We start from the raw sequence: 16,524 nt of genomic DNA on the forward strand, positions 1-16,524 counted from the left end.
GGAGGAGATGGACGAATCGGTCGATAAGGACCCCGCCCGCCGGGAGATCGACGTACCCACGATGCGGTCGTTCGTGCAGTCGATCCGGCACCCACTCCACCGCGCGCTCGTGGTGACGCTCCTGAAGACCGGCATGCGCGTCGGGGAACTGTGCAACCTCGACCTCCGGGACGTGTCGCTGACCGACACGGAACTGCAGGAGGGCTTCGAGTTGGGGACGCGACCGGCGCTCGATTCGCGCCCGGACTCGGTGTTCGTCACCGCCGACGCCGCGGTCGGCGAGTCCCTCAACGGCGAGGTGCGGACGGCCGCGAACAAGCGCAAACGAGATACCGTGATACCGATCGACGACGAGCTCGCACGGACGCTCAAGCGGTGGCTCGCGGTGCGTCCCGACGCCGTCTCCGAAGCTGATCCCCTGTTCGTCGGGACCGCGGACGGGTGGGGCGAGCGCGTCGACCCCGAGACCGTCCGCCACATCGTCGAGCAACACGCCCGCGACCGGGGCTGGTACCGCACCGGCGGCGGGGCAGCCGAGAACGTCACGCCCCACTACTTCCGCCACTTCTTCACCACCCACCTCCGGGACAGAACCGGGGACCGCGGCGTCGTGAAGTACCTCCGCGGGGACGTGGCCGACGACATCATCGACACCTACACCCACAACTGGGGTGGACAGGTCCGGGAGACCTACGAGGCGAACGTGTTCAGTCTCGGCGTCTGAGAACCCTCCAGGGCGATTTTTTGGGAGACGCCGCAGCAATTGCGTTGTCGTGGAACCGTCGAAAGTCTGATCGAGAACGAACTCATAAATTTCATAGCGCGATATAGAGTTCCGGGCGGTAGCTACTCCAATCGAGGCGGGAAATCCGGGACCGATCGGTGGGTCGGGCAGAGAGGCGGTGGAACCCAGACTCCGGATCGCGAACCGACTCCGTGCCCGCGGCGGCCGCGGGGTCGGCTGACACATGGCTTAAGACCGGGGGGCGACGAGGTGCGTCCATGTCGGAGGGGACCTCGACGGACGACCGCCGCCGGTTCGGACGGGCGGCGCTGGTCAACGTCCTCGGAAACGCGGTGAAGATCGCCGTCGAGGGGGCCGCGGGCGTCGCGTTCGGCAGCGTGGCACTGGTCGCGGACGCGGCCCACTCAGTCGCGGACCTCGTCGCCAGCGTGGTCGTGTTCCTGTGGGGCGGCAGCCGGTACGAGACCGCCGACGAGGATCACCCGCACGGCCACCAGCGGATCGAACCGCTCACGGCGCTGTTCGTCGGCGCGGTGATCGTCGTCCTGGGGCTGAACCTGCTCCGGGAGTCCGCCCTCGGCCTCCTGGAGGGGGCCGGCGTGACGTTCAGTCCGGTACTGGTCGCGGCGCTCGGCTTTGCGATGCTCGATATGTACGTCGTCTACCGATACACCGCGTGGGTGAACGCGGACCTCGGATCGGCCGCATTGAGCGCGCTGGTGGCCGACTGCCTGAACGACATCTACACGACGGTGGCCGCGATGGTGGGGATCCTCGGCGTGTACGTCGGATACCCGATCCTGGACCCGCTCGCGGGCGCGCTCGTCAGCGTTCTCGTCGTCTATCAGGGAGTCGAGATCGCTCGAGAAAACGTCGATTACCTCGTGGGTGCGGCGCCGCCGGAGGGGGAACGACGGCGGATCGTGGCGGCGATACGCGAACACGCCGAGGTCGAGGGGATCCACGACCTGCGCGTCTTCTACGACGGGACCGACCTGGAAGTCGAGGTCCACGTCGAGGTCGACGGGAGCTTGCCGTTCCGCGAAGCCCACGACGTGGAAACGGAAGTCGTGAGCCGCCTCCGCGGGATGGAGGGCGTCGGCGACGTCCACGTGCATCTCGACCCGTCGGGGCTCGGCGAGTGGAAGGACGCACCGGAGTCCGGCGACGGAGGCGAGTGATCGTCGGAGTGATCGTCGGGAGCGATCGCCGGAGTGATCGCCGAAGCGGACGGCGTCAAGCCGGTTCGACGAGGCTCGGGTCGTCGTTCGCCGGGTCGTTGACGCGCGTCGAGACGGGGTAGCTCCGCAGTTCGCCGGCGGGATACGTCCGTAGCTTCGCGGCTGCCTCCGCGGGCGTCCCGTGGAGGTAGGTCTCGGCGTCCTCGGGGTCGAGAATCACCGCCATTCGGTGGTGGAGGTCGGCCACGAGGTCGTTCGGCTCCGTCGTGATGACCGCGAACGTCTCCGTCGGGCCCGCCTCGGAACCGTCCGCCGCCGCACCGCCGCCGAAGGCGTCGAGGCCGGTCTGTGCCGCGGCGGCGGGGTCCTCCCAGCGCGCGTGGATCCCCGCCATCAGGAACGGTCGGTCGTCCGCGAACGCGACGCGGTGGGGCCGCGTTCGTCCGTCCGTCTCGGGCCACTCGTAGAAGCCGTCTGCAGGGACGACGCAGCGCCGCGCCTCGAAGGCGTCGCGGAACGCCGGCTTCTCGCGGACGGTCTCGGCGCGAGCGTTGATCTGGCCGAACGCGTCGTCGGCCCACGACGGCGTGAACCCCCACTCGCCGCGGGTCGCCTCGTCCGGGTCCGCTGCCGCGATGAAGGGCAGTCGCTGGCCGGGCGCACAGTTGTAGCGTGGCTCGTGTTCGGGGAAGGCGGCGCCGAACCGGGCTTCGAGGGCGTCGCGGGAGGCGGTCAGGCTGTAGCGGCCGCACATGAGCGGTGATTGGCGCGCCGCGGTCATAAGCCGGCGGGACGCGGTCGCCGGAGCGCGAGGTTGAAGGCCCGCGAGCGCGGGGGTCCGGTATGCGCATCGAGAACAGCTTCATCCCCGTTCGGGGGGTCGGCGAGGCGACCGAGCGCCGGCTCTGGGAGCGCGGGATGACCGACTGGGACGCGTTCGACTCGACCGCGGACGTGTCCGGGGTGGGTCCGACGACCGCCGACCGCATCGAGTCGTTCATCGCGGAGGCGTGGACGCACCTCGACGACGGGAACGCCGCGTTCTTCGACGGTGCCTTCCCTTCGGGCGAGCGCTGGCGGCTCTACGAGAACTTCCGCGCGGAGACCTGCTTCTTCGACATCGAGACCACCGGACTGGACGAGCGCCGCGACGAGGTGACGACGGTCAGCTTCCACCGCGACGGCGAGACGACGACGCTGGTGCAGGGGGAGGACCTCACGGCCGAGCGCGTGCGCGAGCAGTTTCGCGAGGCTGAGCTGCTGGCGACGTTCAACGGCGCCCGCTTCGACGTGCCGTTCCTGGAGACGAGCCTCGGCATCGACGTGGAGACGCCGCACCTCGACCTGATGTACCCCTGCAAGCGGATCGGGCTCTCGGGGGGGCTCAAGCCCATCGAGAAAGAGCTCGGCATCGACCGCGACCGGCCGGACATCTCCGGGCGCGACGCGGTGCGGCTCTGGCGCGAGTACGAGCGCGGCGACGAGTCGTCGCTGGAGACGCTCGTCTCCTACAACCGCGAGGACACGGTCAACCTCCGCGCACTCGCCGACACGGTCTGTGAAACGCTTCACGAGAACGTCTTCTCGCCGGTCGTCGAACCGTAGCAAAACCCGCGGTCGAGCCGATCGCGAACCGTCCCACACCGGCGGACGCGCTCGGTGACGCTAGCTCGCGGAGTTCTCCGCCGGATCGTCGTCGGACTCGCCGGAGGCGTCAGCGTCGCCGGTCGCGTTCCCGGTCGTCCCGCGAACCGCATCCGGGTCCAACTCGTCGTCGAGGATGGCTGCGGTCATTCCGTCCGCATCGTCGCTTGGTCCCTCCACGCCTTCGGTCGGCTCTCCGCCCTCCCCTGCGCCGGTCTCGGCCTCGTGATCCGCGGGCTCGTCGCTGTCTTCGGCCGCGTCGCCGTCTTCTGACACGTCGACACTCTCGGCTTCGTCGTCGTGGTCGACCTCGACATCCTGGTCGACCTCGACATCCTGGTCGACCTCGCCATCCCGGTCGGTCTCGCCAACGTTGTCGACCGCATCGTCGTCTTCGGGCTCCTTGTCGTCCCCGGGCTCATCGTCCACCTCAGATCCCTCACCGTCCGCACCCCCATCGTCTACATCCTCGGAACCATCCTCGGGAGTCGTTGCCTCGTCGACCTCGGTCGCGGTGTCTGCCTCATCGGACGCGTCGTCTGCCTCATCGGACGCGTCGTCTGCCTCATCGGACGCGTCGTCTGCCTCATCGGACGCGTCGTCCTTCGGTCGCACGAGTTTCATCTCGCCGCGGGCGCGCAGCGTCCCCTCGATCTCGGCACCCTCGTGGACGATCAGGTCGCCCGCGACCACGTCGCCGCGGATCTGTGCGCCCGGTTCGACCGTGACCGTCCCGCTCCGGGTCGTCACGTCGCCGTGGACGAGCGTTCCCTCGCCGACGGTTATGTCGCCGCGAGCGCGCAGCGAGCCGAACACGTTGTTGTCGCGGCCGACCGCGATCTCCTCGGCGCGGACGTTGCCGTGGAGCCGGCAGTCGTCGCCGATCGTCGCCGGCGTGGAGACGCGCCACGCGTCGTCGGAGACCTCCGCGCCGCGGGGGATCACGAGGGGATCGCGCGGGTCCTCCTCGCCCGACAACGCCTCCGCGAGGTCGTCCGCGGCGTCCGTCTCGCCCAGCCGGAGCAGCTGCGAGAGGACGATGAAGTAGAAGACGAGCGTCGGCACCGGGTTGCGGATCACGATCCAGCCGTTGGCCTCGAACCCCTCCTCGATGTCCACGTCGTCGCCGATGTCGAGGTCGCCGGAGACCATCAGCCGGCCGGTGATGTGGACCCGCTCGCCGAGGTAGGCGTCGTCGCCGACGAGGACGTTCCCGTCCACGTCACACAGCATGTCCAGTCGGCAGTCCCCCTCGGCCTCGATGTCGTTGCCGAAGGAGACGCGCTCGCCGGCCGCGACGTTCCGCCCGCGGACCCCGAACTCCACCGTCGACTGGCCGCCGACCAGCACGTCCCCGTCGGTGACGAGGTCGTGCTCCTCGACGGTCGTCCCCGACGGCACCGACAGTTCGGCGATCGGGTCCCCCCTGAGTGACACACACGGTCGCAGACGCCCGACGGGCATAAACGGTCGGGGGGCGTCGGACGCGCGGCGGACGCCGCTCCCGAACCTGTACTGTTGAATGCCCACACACCACACAACACTGAAGCGGGAGCGGGCGAATTATCAGGTACGATGAACGTTTCCCGGCACGGTGCGGGCGTCGGCGCCGCCGGTCGCGCGCTCGCCTCGCAGGTGCACCCGGTGTTCATGCTCCCGCCGCTGGCCGCCTCGTGGTTCGGCGCGGCCGTCGCCGGCGAGTTCTCGGTCGGGTTGGGCGCTGTCCACGCGCTGGCCGCCTTCTTCGCCGTCTACACCGCGCACGTGAAGGACGGCTACGTCGACTTCCACGTCCGCGGCGAGGACGACGACCACCCCCTGACGGCGCGGGGCTGTCGGCTCGCGCTCGCGGGCGCGTCGGTCGGCTTCCTGGTCTGCCTGACCACGCTGTGGCTCGCGGCCGGCCCCGTCGCGGCAGCGGTGACCGCCCCGATGTGGCTGATCGGCTACCTCCACGCGCCGCAACTCGACATGCACACCCTCGGCGCGACGATGGGCTACCCGGCGGGCATCGCGGTCGCGATGGCCGGCGGCGCTGTGGTGCAGGCCGGGAGCGCCGCACCCGCGACGCTGGCGTTCGCGGCGGTGTTTCTGATCGTCCTCACCGGCGTGAAAGTCGTCGACGACGAGGCGGATCACGCGTACGACCGCTCCATCGACAAACGGACGGTCGCGGTCGTGCTCGGTCGCGTCCGCGCGCGGCGCCTCGCGTACGCGCTCCTGCTTTTCGGCTGTATCGCGGTGCTGTGGTTCACCGTCGCGGGGCTGTTCCCGCCCGCCGCGCCCGCGGCCGCGGTCGCCCTGCTCGCGGTCGCCGCGGTCGCCTACCGCGCCCCCTCCGACTTGGCCACCAAGCTGTTGGTGCGCGGGACCTACCTGTTCCTGGCCGCCCTGCTCGTGGCGGTGTGGTTCCGGCCGCTCTCGGGTGTCGGTCTCCCCGACATCACGGTCCTCGGCCCGTACACCTACCTCGCGACGGAAGTCGTCTTCGGCGCGCTCGCGTTCGTCCTGCTGTACCGCGCGGAGGCGCTGTGGAGTGCCGCGCGGACGGTGCTGGCGCTGTACCCCGTCGCGTACGTCTGGGACTGGTACACGCTGGAGGTCGGCGTCTTCGCCATCGTCGCGCGCACGGGCTACGACCTGTTCGGCATCCCGGTCGAGGAGCACCTGTTCATGGTCGTCGTCCCCGCGCTGGTGATCGGGTTCCACGAGACGCTTCGGGGCGTCGAGGGGCCGACCGCGGTCGACGCGGAGGCGGGAACCACGACCGCGCACCCTGCCGATCGCGATGCGGACGGTCCGGACGCGTCCGACGCCGTCGCCGACGTGGACGACTGACGGACGGCCATCGGTCCGAGCGCGCCGGCGTCCGTCGGGTCGCGGCGGCGTCACCGTGGCCTTATAAATGAGACCGGCGTACGACGCGGCATGAGCACGGTACTGTCCATCCGCGAGGACGGCGTCGACGTGGTGTACGAGGGGACGGAGTTCGAGCTGGAGGTCGACCTGATCGAGGAGGCGACCGGGAAGAACTATCAGGACGTGACCGACCACGAGATCCTCCAGATCGTCGCGGAGGACCCCGACCTGTCGGGCGAGCCGCGGCGCGTCGGCGACGTCCTCTAAGCGGCCGGGGCCGACCGCCGCACGCGGGGGCGCGAGGCGGCCGCGACCGACCGAAAGGCGCTTTTTCCGGGCGGGCGAGCGTCGGGTATGATCACGGTCGCGCTCGCGGGCAAGCCGAACGCGGGCAAGTCGACGTTCTACACCGCCGCGACGATGGCGGACGTCGACGTGGCGAACTACCCGTTCACCACCATCGACGCGAACCGGGGAGTGACCCACGTCCGCACCGAGTGCCCCTGCCTCGACCGCGAGGAGCGCTGCGGCAACGAGAACTGTCACGACGGCAAGCGCTACGTCCCGATCGAACTGCTCGACGTGGCGGGGCTGGTGCCGGGCGCCCACGAGGGGAAGGGCCTCGGCAACCAGTTCCTCGACGAGCTGACGAACGCCGACGTGATCCTCAACGTCGTCGACGCCTCGGGCGCGACGAACGCGGAGGGCGAACCGGTCGAGCCCGGGAGCCACGACCCCCTCGACGACGTGGACTTCATCGAGGAGGAGATGGACCTGTGGCTCGCGGGCATCGTCGACCGCAACTGGGAGGGGGTCGAGCGCAAGTCCCGGTCGCCCGACTTCGACGTCGACGAGGCGCTGACGGACCTGCTGACGGGCTTCGGTGCGACCGAGCACGACGTGACGCGCGTCCTTCGGGAACTGGAGTACCCCGAGGACCCGATCCAGTGGACCGACGAGCACCGCGAGTCGCTGGCGCGGGCGGTCCGCCGCCGAACCAAGCCCATCGTCGTCGTGGCGAACAAGGCCGACGCGGCGCCTGAGGGGACGCTCGACCGCCTGCGCGAGGGGACCGACAAGCCGGTCGTGGCGGCGACCGCGGACGGCGAACTCGCGCTCCGCCGCGCCGCGGAGGCGGGCGTCGTGGAGTACGACCCCGGCGACGCGGAGTTCGAGATAACCGGCGACGTGAGCGACGCGCAGCGGAGCGGGCTGGAGTCGATCCGCGAGGTGATGGCCGGGGTCGGCGGCACGGGCGTCCAGACCGCGCTGAACGAGGCGGTGTACGACCTGCTCGACCGCATCACCGTCTACCCCGTGCAGGACGCCGCCAAGTGGACCGACGCGAAGGGGAACGTCCTCCCGGACGCGTTCCTGCTCCGATCGGGCGCGACGCCGAAGGACCTCGCGTACGCGGTCCACACGGACATCGGCGAGGGATACCTCCACGCGGTCGACGCGAAGTCGAGCCGCCGGATCGGCGAGTCCCACGAGTTGAGCGAGGGCGACGTGATCAAGATCGTCTCTACGGCGGGACCGTAACCCCGCGAGCCGGAGGTCGGTCCGAAGTAGCGGCAAAGGGATCATCTTTCCGGAACACGCCGATTTCGGAGCGTGTCTCCCGTGTCACAGCGTGTCAGCCCGCGCAACGTCGCCCTTCGGTTTTCTGTCGGTCGTTCTCGGTTTCCGACTCCCGATCCCCGGGAAAATGATAACTACGGGGCATCATAGAGTGGACTGAATATTCTGCGTAAGCATACGTTAAGGGAGTCGCCGGGCGTCGACCCGGGTATGGAACGACGACGATTCCTCGGCGCGGCCGGCGCGGTCGGGGCGACGGCGCTCGGCGCGGGATGCATCGGCAACCTCGGCGGCTCCGGTGGCTCCCGGACGGTGACGGTCGACTGGGCCTACTACAACCCCGTGAGCCTCGTCATCCGCGAGCACGACTGGATGCAGGAGGCGTTCGCGGAGACGGACACGGACGTGGAGTGGGTGCTCAGCCTCGGCAGCAACGAGGCGAACGAGTACTCCCAGAGCGGCGAGGCGGAGTTCGCGTCCACGGCGGGCATCGCGGCGCTGATGGCGCGCTCGAACGGCGTGCCGATCCGGACGCCGTACGTCTACTCGAAGCCGGAGTGGACGGCGCTGGTCGCGCCGAGCGATTCCGGCATCTCCGAGGTCGCGGACCTGGAGGGGAAGTCGGTCGCGGCGACGCGCGGCACGGACCCGCACTTCTTCCTGTTGCAGGCGCTCGATCAGGCCGGGCTGAGCGAGTCCGACGTGGAGGTCGTCCACCTCCAGCACCCGGAGGGACAGACCGCGCTCGTCGAGGGAGAGGTCGACGCGTGGGCCGGGCTCGACCCCCACATGGCCGAGCTGGAACTGGAGAACGACGTGGACCTGTTCTTCCGCGAGCCGAACTTCAACACGTACGGCTTCCTCAACGTGCTGGAGGGGTTCGCGGAGGAGCACCCCGAGGACGTGCGGCGCGTGCTGGAGACGTACGAGCGCGGCCGGCAGTGGGCGCTCGACAACCCCGAGGAGACGGCGGGCATCCTCGCGGCCGAGTCGGAGATGTCCGAGCCGGTCGCCGAGCGCGTCTTCACCCAGCGGACCGACCTCTCGACGCCGCTCCCGGGCGATCAGCACCGCGAGCTGCTCTCGGACCTCGCCCCCATCCTCCACGAGGAGGAGATGGTCAGCGAGGACGCCGACCTCCAGGCGGCGGTCGACGAACTGATCGACTCCGAGACGGCCCGGCCGGTGATCGAGTGATGGCGACCGTCTCCGAGGCGGGCGGGTTCGGCGACGACCGCCTCCCGAGCCTCGACCGCCTGCGCTGGGCGCTCGGACTCGTGGTGCCCGCGCTGCTGGTCGTCGTCTGGCACCTCCTCGTCGCGACCGGCGTCTTCGCGTCCCACCAGCTTCCGGCGCCGCTCACCGTGGTCGAGACGCTCTACAGAATGGCGGTTGCCGGCGAGCTCGCCGGGCACGTCTCCGTCACCGTCCAGCGCGTCTTCTTCGGCGTCCTCTTCGGCGCCGCGGTCGGCGTCGCGTTCGGGACCCTGACGGGCGTCTCCGGGCTGGCGAGCGACCTGCTCGACCCCCTGTTCCAGAGCGGGAAGAACATCCCCTCGCTGGCGTGGGTCCCGCTGTTCCTCCTGTGGTTCGGCATCGGCGAGGTGGCGAAGGTGACGCTGATCGCCGTGGGGGCGTTCTTCCCGGTCTACCTCAACCTCTCGACGGGGATCCGGAACGTGGACGAGGACCTGCTGGAGGTGGTCGAGGTGTACGACCTCGGCCGGATCGAGTCCCTGCGGCGGGTGGTGCTGCCGGCCGTGCTGCCGAACCTGCTGGTCGGGCTCCGCGGCGGCGTCGGGCTGGCGTGGATGTTCGTCGTCGCGGCGGAGCTGATCGCCGCCAGTCAGGGGCTCGGCTTCCTGATGAGCGACGGGCGCGTGATGAGCCGTCCGGACATCATCGTCGGCTCCATCCTGCTTTTCGCCTTCTTCGGCAACCTCTCCGACCTGCTCGTCAAGGGGGTGCACGACCGTGTCGTCGACTGGTGACGCGGGCGCGGCGGAGGAGGGAACGACCAGGGGGGAGAGTCCCCTCCTCGGCGTCTCCGGGCTCGGAAAGGCGTACGGCGACACGGTGGCGCTCCGAGACGTGGACCTGTCGGTCGCGGACGGGGAGTTCGTCTCCGTCGTCGGCCCCTCAGGCTGTGGCAAGAGCACCCTGCTGCGTGTGCTCTCGGGGCTGGAGGAGACGTTCGACGGACGCGCGACCGTCGCGGGCGCGGACGTCCGCGAGGAGGGCAGCGACCGCGTCGGCATGGTCTTTCAGGAGCCGCGGCTGCTCCCGTGGGCGACCGTCCGGGAGAACGTCTCGGTCGGACTCCCGGCTGAGGTCGATCCGGACACGGAGGGGGCGCGCGAGCGCGTCGACGGGCTGCTGGATCAGGTCGACCTCGGTGACTTCGCGGACGCCCGCCCCGGCGAACTCTCCGGCGGAATGGCCCAGCGCGTCTCGCTCGCGCGCGGGCTCGCCTACGAGCCGGCCGTCCTGCTGCTCGACGAGCCCTTCTCGGCGCTGGACGCGCTGACGAAGCGCGAGCAACAGGACCACCTGCTCGACGTGTGGGACGACCGCGACGCGACGGTCGTGCTCGTCACCCACGACGTGGCCGAGGCCGCCTACCTCTCGGACCGCGTGGTCGTCCTCGGCGGCCAGCCCGGCACCGTGGAGCGCGTCGTCGACATCGGAGCGGAGCGCCCGCGCGACCGCACCGACGAGGCCCTGCTGGACGCCCGCGAGACGATAACCGACGCGCTCGGGGTCTGAGTCGGGATCCGCGCCGAGCGTCGCGGTGCGTCCTACCCCTCCCACTCCTCGTAGGACCGATACACGCCCTTCGAGAGGTAGCGCTCGGAGGAGTCCGGGAAGACGGTGACGACGGAGTCGTACGGTAGATCCAACTCGCCGCCGGCCGCGCGCTCGGCGACCTCCAGCGCCGCGAGGGAGTTCGCGGCCGAGGATGAGGCCACGAGGTGGCCCTCCTCGGCGGCGAGGCGGCCCATCTCCTCGTGGGTGTCGCGGTCGGGGATCGAGAAGATCTCGTCCACTTTCTCGGGGTCGAAGAGGACGTTGGTGGAGATGTCGTGGGTGCCGATCCCCTCGGTCTTGTACTCCTCGTGTTCGACGTCCTCGTCGAAGAACTCGCGGTAGGCGGAGCCCTCGGGTTCGACCGCACCGACGAAGGTCCCCGGCTCGCGCTCGTGGAAGTAGTCGGCCATCCCCATCAGCGTGCCGCCGGTGCCGCAGCCGGCGACGACCGCGCCGACCTCGCCGTCGAGCGCCTCGTCGACCTCGGGGGCTGTGGTCTCGTAGTGCGCCTCCGCGTTGAGGGGGTTCGAGAACTGCTGGGGGACCGCCGCGTTGTCCAGCTCGCTCGCCAGTTCGTGGGCCCGCTCGATGGCGTAACCCATCCCGTCCTCCGTGGGCGTGTTGATCACCTCTGCGCCGAGTGCGCGCATGAGCTGCTGTTTCTCGACCGAGAAGCGCTCCGGGACGACGAAGACGGCCTCGAGGTCCAGCCGCCCCGCCGCGACCGCGATACCGATGCCGGTGTTGCCCGCGGTCGGCTCGATGATCGTCCCGCCCGGGTCCACGTCGCCCCGCTCCAGCATGCGCTCGAGCATGTGCTTCCCGATGCGGTCCTTGATGCTCGCGCCCGGGTTGAACGACTCCAGCTTGGCGTACACCGGCACCGCGTCGGGCGAGGCCTGCACGCGGACGAGCGGCGTCTCCCCCACCGTCTCCAGCACGGAGGGAAGCGGCTCCCGATGGGTGGTCATAAGGTGGCAAAAGTTGTCCCGGCTTGTGTAGGTTTCCATCCCCCCGCAACGGGTGGGTTATCTCTGACGACGGTGCCGACGGAACCGGGCGACCGCTACCACTCGGCGTACAGCGAGTAGAGGATCACCCCGAAGCCGGCCATCGAGAGCGCGGACTCGATGATCAGGACCGCGTCCGTGTCGAAGCCGAACGCCTGCTGGGCCGCGCCCGCGAGCAGGGCACCGAGCGTCACCAGCCCGAACCCCACGGCCAGCGCGCCGATGGGTCGCGCACCGGTTCGGCGGTACGCGCTCGCCGCGAAGTAGGTGATCAGCCCGCCGAGCACCAGCGTCGCCGTCTTCAGGGCGACCACGAGCGACGGGGCGAGCGCGCCCTGTAGCGGGAGGAATGCCGCCGCTGAGACCGCGAGCAGCGCGCTCACGTCTCCCTCCGCAGCTCCGACCACATGCCGAGCAGCTGTCGTTCGGGCTCCGCGAGGTCCCGCTCGACGCTCACCGCGAACTCCCGTCGCTCGTCGAGCCCGACCACGAGGCGGTCGAAGGCGGTGACGTATCTGGACCGGTGGTGGCCGCCGGGGTGAAGCTCCGTCTCCTCGGCGACGAGGTCGGCCTCGGTCAGCCGGTCGAGCTTCTTGTACGTCGTCGACAGCGGGACGGACGCGGCGTCCGCGACCTCGCTGGCGGTCATCGGCTCGTCGAGCGTTCCCACGATCTCGCGGCAGGCGGGATCGTCCAGCGCCGCGAACACCGCCTCGGAGGGCGGGTCGTCGGACCGAGATGCGGGCGGCTTCATGGAAACGGCTGCGCCCGGCATCGTAATCAAAGGGTCGGCGTTGACAGCGCACACGGTCCGCGAACGCACACGGTCCGCGAACGTACACGGTCCGCGAACCGAGTCGCGCACGCGGTCCGCGTCGCACGTTCTCCAACCCGGAGAACCGCTCTCGGTATATATGCTGCAGTCGCGCGTCCCTTCAACCGGAGAAGCACAATGGCAACCAAGACACCCCTCACCGGCGTCAACACCTTCGAGAGCACCCTCGGCGGGCTCACCGTCCGCGGCCGCGCCCACTCGCTGTCGGCGTGGTTCGTGCTCGCGCTCCGGCTCATGATGGGCTTCGCGTTCCTCAACGCGGGCCTGAGCAAGCTGCTCGGTCCCGAGCCCTTCAGCGCCTACGGCTACCTCGCGTTCGCGGTGCCCGAGAACGGCGGTCCCGCGGTCGGCGCGTTCCTCTGGATGGCCAACAGCGCGGCGTTCATGGCGTTCGTCGACGTGGCCGTCCCGTTCGGCCAGATAGCCATCGGGCTGGGCCTCCTCGTCGGCGCGTTCGTCCGCCTCGCGGCGTTCTTCGGCGCGCTGATGATGGGCATGTTCTACCTCGCGAACTGGGACGTGGCCCACGGCCTGATCAACGGCGACTTCGCGTACCTGCTCGTCTTCCTCGCGGTCGCGGCCTTCGGCGCGGGCCGCATCCTCGGGCTGGACGCCTACATCGAGCAGTACGAGGTCGACGGCGAACCGCTCGTCGAGAAGTACCCCCTGCTCGACTACGTCCTCGGCTGAACGCGGCCGAGACGCGCCCTATTCGTCTCCGTCTCCTTCTTCGTCGTCCGACTCGTCGCCGTCGACTCGACCCAGCAGACGGGACAGGAACTGCGACCCTTTCCCGCTCTTTTGCCCGTGTTCTTTCGCTTTCTCGCGGGCTTCGGTGCTCATGATAACGCGTTAACGGCGATTGCCTAAATAAGTACGGACACGACCGCCGAGATCACACTGATGGCGAGAAAGACAAGTGCTAACCGGAGATATCGGCCATTTTCCTTGATGTCGTCGTAGTTTTCGGATATCATCCCGGAGTAGAGCGTGGCGAGGTCGCGTCCCCACGGTTCATTGACCTCTCCGGCCGCAAGGTTCTCGATGTAGTCCCCCTCGGGGCCGAGATAGAGGTTAGACTCATCGTAGGTCGCGATACCCGTCAGTGTCGACAGGACGAGTCCACCGAACGCTCCATACAGCGCGACGCTATTGAACGCGTCCGGGGCGTACTCCACGCCGGCGATCAGGACACCGACAAGAACGGTGTTCAGGCGAACGGTTCGAAGCGCTTTATCATCGATGTCGACGAGTGTTGCGTTCTGTGCCTCGATGACGGCACGAGCTTCGCTGTGAGCAACTTCACGTCGTTCACTTTCCCACTCGTCGCTCCCCATACCGGAACACGGGTCGGCCTCGTTCTAAAATATTCGGCTCAGAAACAGAGATTAAATCCACAGAAGGCGAGGTTATCTCCGGGATCCGACGGAGAGCATCGTTTCGGAGCGGGATCGGGTCAGGAACGTGATCCGCTCTCGTCAGCCACGCTCACGTTCCCGACCTCGATCCGCGCGCCGCCCGCCTCGCTCTCGGTCGCACGCACGGACCAGCCGTGGGCCTCCGCGACCGCGGCGACGATGGCGAGCCCGAGGCCGGTCCCCTCGTGAGCGGTCGAGACGCCGGTCTCGAAGGCGTCGGCGCGGACCTCGGACGCAAATCCGGGGCCGTCGTCCTCGACGTAGAACCCGTCCGCGGTCGCACCCACGCGAACGGCCACGTCCTCGCCACCGTGCTCGACGGCGTTCCGGAAGAGGTTCTCGAACAGGTGCGCGGTCAGGCTCGCGTTCGCGTCGAAGACGAGGTCGTCGACGACCGACAGCGTCGCGGACTTCGTGGGAACCTGCGCCCACGCGTCGCGCACCTCCCGCGACAGCTCCAGCGGCTCCACCTCGACCTCGTCCTCCCGGCGCGCCAGCACGAGGGCGTCGTCGATCAGCTCCTCCATCCGGTCCAGCGAGCGCTGGACGCGGTCGAGCCGGTCGTCGTCCGGGAGGTCCGCGGCGAGCATCTCCGCGTAGCCGAGCGCGACCGCGAGGGGATTGCGGAGGTCGTGCGACAGTAGCGCGGCGAGGTCCTCCAGCCGGTCCGCCCGAGCATCGGCCGCGTGCTCCGCCAGGACGCGGTCGGTGATGTTGAGGTGGAAGACGAACACGTACCGCTCGCCCTCGTGGTCGAAGGCGGCCGCGCGCATCATGAACCAGCGTTGCTCGTCCGGCGAGTGGCACGGGTACTCGAAGGAGAACGTCGCCTCGTCGCCGTCGAGGATGCACCGGAGTCCGTCCGCGGCGGTCGCCGCGTCGGGATCGTCGCTTTCGTCACAGACGGCGAGGTAGTTGACGCCGATCGTGTCGGGGTTACCGGTGAAGTCGTTGGCTGCCCCGAACTCCTGCCACGCGCGGTTCGTGTACCGAATGACCCCCGAATCGTTCAGGATCGCCGCCTGAATCGGGAGCGCGTCCAGACCGGAAGCGACGAGGGGGTCGAGGTCGTTCACGAGTCCGGATTACGCGTCAGTTACTTAAAAATGGGCGTCAGGCGGAGTCGACCCCGCTGTTACCCTCGTCCGAGTCCACGGTCGTGCCGTTCGAGTCCTCGACCGCGTCTTCCGCTTCGGCCTCGTTCCCGTCGCCCGCCTCGGCCTCGTTGATGTGCGCCTCCGTGCTGACCGCGTCGAGGTCGACGCCGACCTCGGTCGCGACGGCGTCGAGCACCGCGCGCTGCTCGGCCATCTCGTTCTCGAGGTGTTCGACGCGGGTCGCGGTGCCGTTCACCGTGTCCTGCGTCTCCTCGACCTCCTCACGGAGCTCCGTGATCTTCTGGTAGGTCTGTTCGGCCTTCTCCGCGAGCGTCTGGATCTTCTTGGCTGTGCCGCCGAGTCCCATACCCCCCGTTTCGGGCGAGACCTTGTGTGCGTTTCCGTTCCGGCCACGCGCGGTCGGCGCCATCGTCTCACGGCCGAATTCCTGCGCGGACCGCTCGACCGCCGGTGCCGGTGTGCTTTTGCGCGCCGCCGCCCCACACACGGTCATGAGCGTCGACCGGGTCCTGCTGACGAACGACGACGGCATCGACACGGTCGGATTCCGCGCGCTGTACGACGCGCTCGCGGACGCCTACGACGTGGTCGCGGTCGCGCCCGCGGAGGACCAGAGCTCCGTCGGCCGGTCGCTCTCCGGCGACGTGACCGTCCACGACCACGAGCTGGGGTTCGCGGTCGAGGGAACGCCCGCCGACTGCGTGGTCGCCGGTCTCGGCGAACTCGTCGCGGACGCCGACGTCGTCGTCTCCGGGTGCAACAAGGGCGCGAACCTGGGCGCGTACGTCCTCGGGCGCTCGGGCACCGTCTCGGCCGCGGTCGAGGCGACCTTCTTCGACGTACCCGCACTCGCCGCCTCGGTGTACGTCCCCGGCGGCGACGACTGGTGGAAGCGCGACCTCTCGCCCGCGAACTACCGGAACGCCACCGCCGCGACGCGGTACCTCGTCGACCACGCGGTCGACGCCGGCGTCTTCGAGCACGCGGACTACCTCAACGTCAACGCGCCGCTGTTCGAGGATTCCGAGGGGTTCGACGCGCCCGCGGAGGCGGTCGCGTCCATCGAGGTGACCGAGCCCTCCACCCTCTACGAGATGGACGCCGAGCGCGGCGAGAACGGCGACGTGGTCCTCCACGACCGCATCTGGGACCACATGCGCGCCGGCGACATCCCGGATCCGGAGGGCACCGACCGGCGGGCCGTCGTGGAGGGCCGCGTTTCTGTGTCACCGTTGACCGCGCCGCACACCGTCTCCCACCACGAGGCGCTCGACGGCCTGGCGCAAACGTACGACGGCACACGCGTGCTCACGGGCGACTGATGG

At 69.4% G+C, this 16,524-nt stretch carries 20 protein-coding genes; 11 read left to right on the plus strand and 9 right to left on the minus strand.

Annotated features, from left to right (window positions below; translation table 11 throughout):
• The coding region (locus tag AN233_RS10780; protein WP_058366785.1) for a tyrosine-type recombinase/integrase at positions 1 to 724 on the plus strand (724 nt) is incomplete at its 5' end.
• Between the two features lie 278 nt (positions 725 to 1,002).
• Positions 1,003 to 1,926: a cation diffusion facilitator family transporter gene (locus tag AN233_RS10785; RefSeq protein ID WP_058366786.1), complete on the plus strand. Its 924-nt coding sequence runs from the start codon at positions 1,003 to 1,005 to the stop codon at positions 1,924 to 1,926.
• 55 nt (positions 1,927 to 1,981) lie between these two features.
• Here AN233_RS10785 and AN233_RS10790 read toward each other — a convergent pair whose 3' ends face one another.
• Entirely contained in the window at positions 1,982 to 2,680 is a 699-nt protein-coding gene (locus AN233_RS10790; RefSeq protein WP_058366787.1) for an SOS response-associated peptidase, read from the minus strand.
• An 89-nt stretch (positions 2,681 to 2,769) separates the two neighbouring features.
• Here AN233_RS10790 and AN233_RS10795 point away from each other — a divergent pair, with 89 nt between their 5' ends.
• The gene (locus tag AN233_RS10795) at positions 2,770 to 3,531 is read left to right on the plus strand and encodes a ribonuclease H-like domain-containing protein (protein ID WP_058366788.1); all 762 of its coding nucleotides are present in this window, start codon (positions 2,770 to 2,772) and stop codon (positions 3,529 to 3,531) included.
• A gap of 60 nt (positions 3,532 to 3,591) precedes the next feature.
• Here AN233_RS10795 and AN233_RS10800 read toward each other — a convergent pair whose 3' ends face one another.
• The gene (locus AN233_RS10800; protein WP_080508436.1) at positions 3,592 to 5,007 is read right to left on the minus strand and encodes a polymer-forming cytoskeletal protein; all 1,416 of its coding nucleotides are present in this window, start codon (positions 5,005 to 5,007) and stop codon (positions 3,592 to 3,594) included.
• 138 nt (positions 5,008 to 5,145) lie between these two features.
• Between AN233_RS10800 and AN233_RS10805 the strand changes: the two genes are divergently transcribed.
• The 6 genes from AN233_RS10805 to AN233_RS10830 all read left to right on the plus strand — a co-directional run bounded on the left by AN233_RS10805 (position 5,146) and on the right by AN233_RS10830 (position 10,776).
• Positions 5,146 to 6,408 carry a lycopene cyclase gene (locus AN233_RS10805; RefSeq protein ID WP_245626056.1) on the plus strand — a complete coding sequence of 421 codons (1,263 nt, stop codon included), beginning with the start codon at positions 5,146 to 5,148 and terminating at the stop codon, positions 6,406 to 6,408.
• Between the two features lie 90 nt (positions 6,409 to 6,498).
• Positions 6,499 to 6,696 carry a DUF5800 family protein gene (locus AN233_RS10810; protein WP_058366789.1) on the plus strand — a complete coding sequence of 66 codons (198 nt, stop codon included), beginning with the start codon at positions 6,499 to 6,501 and terminating at the stop codon, positions 6,694 to 6,696.
• A gap of 87 nt (positions 6,697 to 6,783) precedes the next feature.
• Positions 6,784 to 7,971 carry a redox-regulated ATPase YchF gene (locus AN233_RS10815; RefSeq protein ID WP_058366790.1) on the plus strand — a complete coding sequence of 396 codons (1,188 nt, stop codon included), beginning with the start codon at positions 6,784 to 6,786 and terminating at the stop codon, positions 7,969 to 7,971.
• Between the two features lie 249 nt (positions 7,972 to 8,220).
• Positions 8,221 to 9,207: an aliphatic sulfonate ABC transporter substrate-binding protein gene (locus AN233_RS10820; RefSeq protein ID WP_058366791.1), complete on the plus strand. Its 987-nt coding sequence runs from the start codon at positions 8,221 to 8,223 to the stop codon at positions 9,205 to 9,207.
• Positions 9,207 to 10,001: an ABC transporter permease gene (locus AN233_RS10825; RefSeq protein ID WP_058366792.1), complete on the plus strand. Its 795-nt coding sequence runs from the start codon at positions 9,207 to 9,209 to the stop codon at positions 9,999 to 10,001. Before AN233_RS10820 ends, AN233_RS10825 begins: the two co-directional genes overlap by 1 nt.
• Positions 9,985 to 10,776, plus strand: a complete 792-nt coding sequence (locus AN233_RS10830; protein ID WP_058366793.1) for an ABC transporter ATP-binding protein — start codon at positions 9,985 to 9,987, stop codon at positions 10,774 to 10,776. Before AN233_RS10825 ends, AN233_RS10830 begins: the two co-directional genes overlap by 17 nt.
• A 32-nt stretch (positions 10,777 to 10,808) precedes the next feature.
• Here the strand turns inward: AN233_RS10830 and AN233_RS10835 are convergent, their stop codons facing one another.
• The 3 genes from AN233_RS10835 to AN233_RS10845 all read right to left on the minus strand — a co-directional run bounded on the left by AN233_RS10835 (position 10,809) and on the right by AN233_RS10845 (position 12,582).
• Positions 10,809 to 11,789, minus strand: coding sequence for a PLP-dependent cysteine synthase family protein (locus tag AN233_RS10835; protein WP_058366794.1), 981 nt, complete (start codon positions 11,787 to 11,789; stop codon positions 10,809 to 10,811).
• A 95-nt stretch (positions 11,790 to 11,884) separates the two neighbouring features.
• The gene (locus AN233_RS10840; protein ID WP_058366859.1) at positions 11,885 to 12,202 is read right to left on the minus strand and encodes a DUF7521 family protein; all 318 of its coding nucleotides are present in this window, start codon (positions 12,200 to 12,202) and stop codon (positions 11,885 to 11,887) included.
• A 5-nt stretch (positions 12,203 to 12,207) separates the two neighbouring features.
• Positions 12,208 to 12,582 carry a winged helix-turn-helix domain-containing protein gene (locus AN233_RS10845; RefSeq protein WP_058366795.1) on the minus strand — a complete coding sequence of 125 codons (375 nt, stop codon included), beginning with the start codon at positions 12,580 to 12,582 and terminating at the stop codon, positions 12,208 to 12,210.
• A 198-nt stretch (positions 12,583 to 12,780) separates the two neighbouring features.
• Between AN233_RS10845 and AN233_RS10850 the strand changes: the two genes are divergently transcribed.
• Positions 12,781 to 13,353, plus strand: coding sequence for a DoxX family protein (locus tag AN233_RS10850; RefSeq protein WP_058366796.1), 573 nt, complete (start codon positions 12,781 to 12,783; stop codon positions 13,351 to 13,353).
• Between the two features lie 18 nt (positions 13,354 to 13,371).
• Here AN233_RS10850 and AN233_RS18250 read toward each other — a convergent pair whose 3' ends face one another.
• From AN233_RS18250 to AN233_RS10865, 4 genes are all read right to left on the minus strand, one after another.
• A complete protein-coding gene (locus AN233_RS18250; RefSeq protein ID WP_281176556.1) occupies positions 13,372 to 13,506 on the minus strand; it encodes a hypothetical protein in 135 nt (44 codons plus the stop codon).
• Between the two features lie 23 nt (positions 13,507 to 13,529).
• On the minus strand, positions 13,530 to 14,000 hold the full coding sequence (locus tag AN233_RS10855; RefSeq protein WP_058366797.1) for a hypothetical protein: 471 nt from the start codon (positions 13,998 to 14,000) through the stop codon (positions 13,530 to 13,532).
• A 119-nt stretch (positions 14,001 to 14,119) separates the two neighbouring features.
• Entirely contained in the window at positions 14,120 to 15,157 is a 1,038-nt protein-coding gene (locus tag AN233_RS10860; protein ID WP_058366798.1) for a sensor histidine kinase, read from the minus strand.
• Positions 15,158 to 15,194: 37 nt separating this feature from the next.
• Positions 15,195 to 15,545 carry a DUF5798 family protein gene (locus AN233_RS10865; RefSeq protein ID WP_058366860.1) on the minus strand — a complete coding sequence of 117 codons (351 nt, stop codon included), beginning with the start codon at positions 15,543 to 15,545 and terminating at the stop codon, positions 15,195 to 15,197.
• Positions 15,546 to 15,690: 145 nt separating this feature from the next.
• On the opposite strand from AN233_RS10865, the gene surE reads away from it, so the two are divergent.
• Complete coding sequence (gene surE / locus AN233_RS10870; protein ID WP_058366799.1) at positions 15,691 to 16,521, plus strand: 5'/3'-nucleotidase SurE; 831 nt, start codon at positions 15,691 to 15,693, stop codon at positions 16,519 to 16,521.
• The last annotated feature ends 3 nt before the right edge of the window (positions 16,522 to 16,524 follow it).

The organism is Haloparvum sedimenti (genome assembly GCF_001462205.1).
Lineage (GTDB): Archaea > Halobacteriota > Halobacteria > Halobacteriales > Haloferacaceae > Haloparvum > Haloparvum sedimenti.

Coding starts and splice junctions, on each gene's coding strand:
- AN233_RS10785 (WP_058366786.1), top strand. CDS start 1,003: ATGTCGGAGGGGACCTCGACGGACGACCGCCGCCGGTTCGGACGGGCG.
- AN233_RS10790 (WP_058366787.1), bottom strand. CDS start 2,680: ATGTGCGGCCGCTACAGCCTGACCGCCTCCCGCGACGCCCTCGAAGCC.
- AN233_RS10795 (WP_058366788.1), top strand. CDS start 2,770: ATGCGCATCGAGAACAGCTTCATCCCCGTTCGGGGGGTCGGCGAGGCG.
- AN233_RS10805 (WP_245626056.1), top strand. CDS start 5,146: ATGAACGTTTCCCGGCACGGTGCGGGCGTCGGCGCCGCCGGTCGCGCG.
- AN233_RS10810 (WP_058366789.1), top strand. CDS start 6,499: ATGAGCACGGTACTGTCCATCCGCGAGGACGGCGTCGACGTGGTGTAC.
- AN233_RS10815 (WP_058366790.1), top strand. CDS start 6,784: ATGATCACGGTCGCGCTCGCGGGCAAGCCGAACGCGGGCAAGTCGACG.
- AN233_RS10820 (WP_058366791.1), top strand. CDS start 8,221: ATGGAACGACGACGATTCCTCGGCGCGGCCGGCGCGGTCGGGGCGACG.
- AN233_RS10825 (WP_058366792.1), top strand. CDS start 9,207: ATGGCGACCGTCTCCGAGGCGGGCGGGTTCGGCGACGACCGCCTCCCG.
- AN233_RS10835 (WP_058366794.1), bottom strand. CDS start 11,789: ATGACCACCCATCGGGAGCCGCTTCCCTCCGTGCTGGAGACGGTGGGG.
- AN233_RS10845 (WP_058366795.1), bottom strand. CDS start 12,582: ATGAAGCCGCCCGCATCTCGGTCCGACGACCCGCCCTCCGAGGCGGTG.
- AN233_RS10850 (WP_058366796.1), top strand. CDS start 12,781: ATGGCAACCAAGACACCCCTCACCGGCGTCAACACCTTCGAGAGCACC.
- AN233_RS18250 (WP_281176556.1), bottom strand. CDS start 13,506: ATGAGCACCGAAGCCCGCGAGAAAGCGAAAGAACACGGGCAAAAGAGC.
- AN233_RS10855 (WP_058366797.1), bottom strand. CDS start 14,000: ATGGGGAGCGACGAGTGGGAAAGTGAACGACGTGAAGTTGCTCACAGC.
- AN233_RS10865 (WP_058366860.1), bottom strand. CDS start 15,545: ATGGGACTCGGCGGCACAGCCAAGAAGATCCAGACGCTCGCGGAGAAG.
- surE (WP_058366799.1), top strand. CDS start 15,691: ATGAGCGTCGACCGGGTCCTGCTGACGAACGACGACGGCATCGACACG.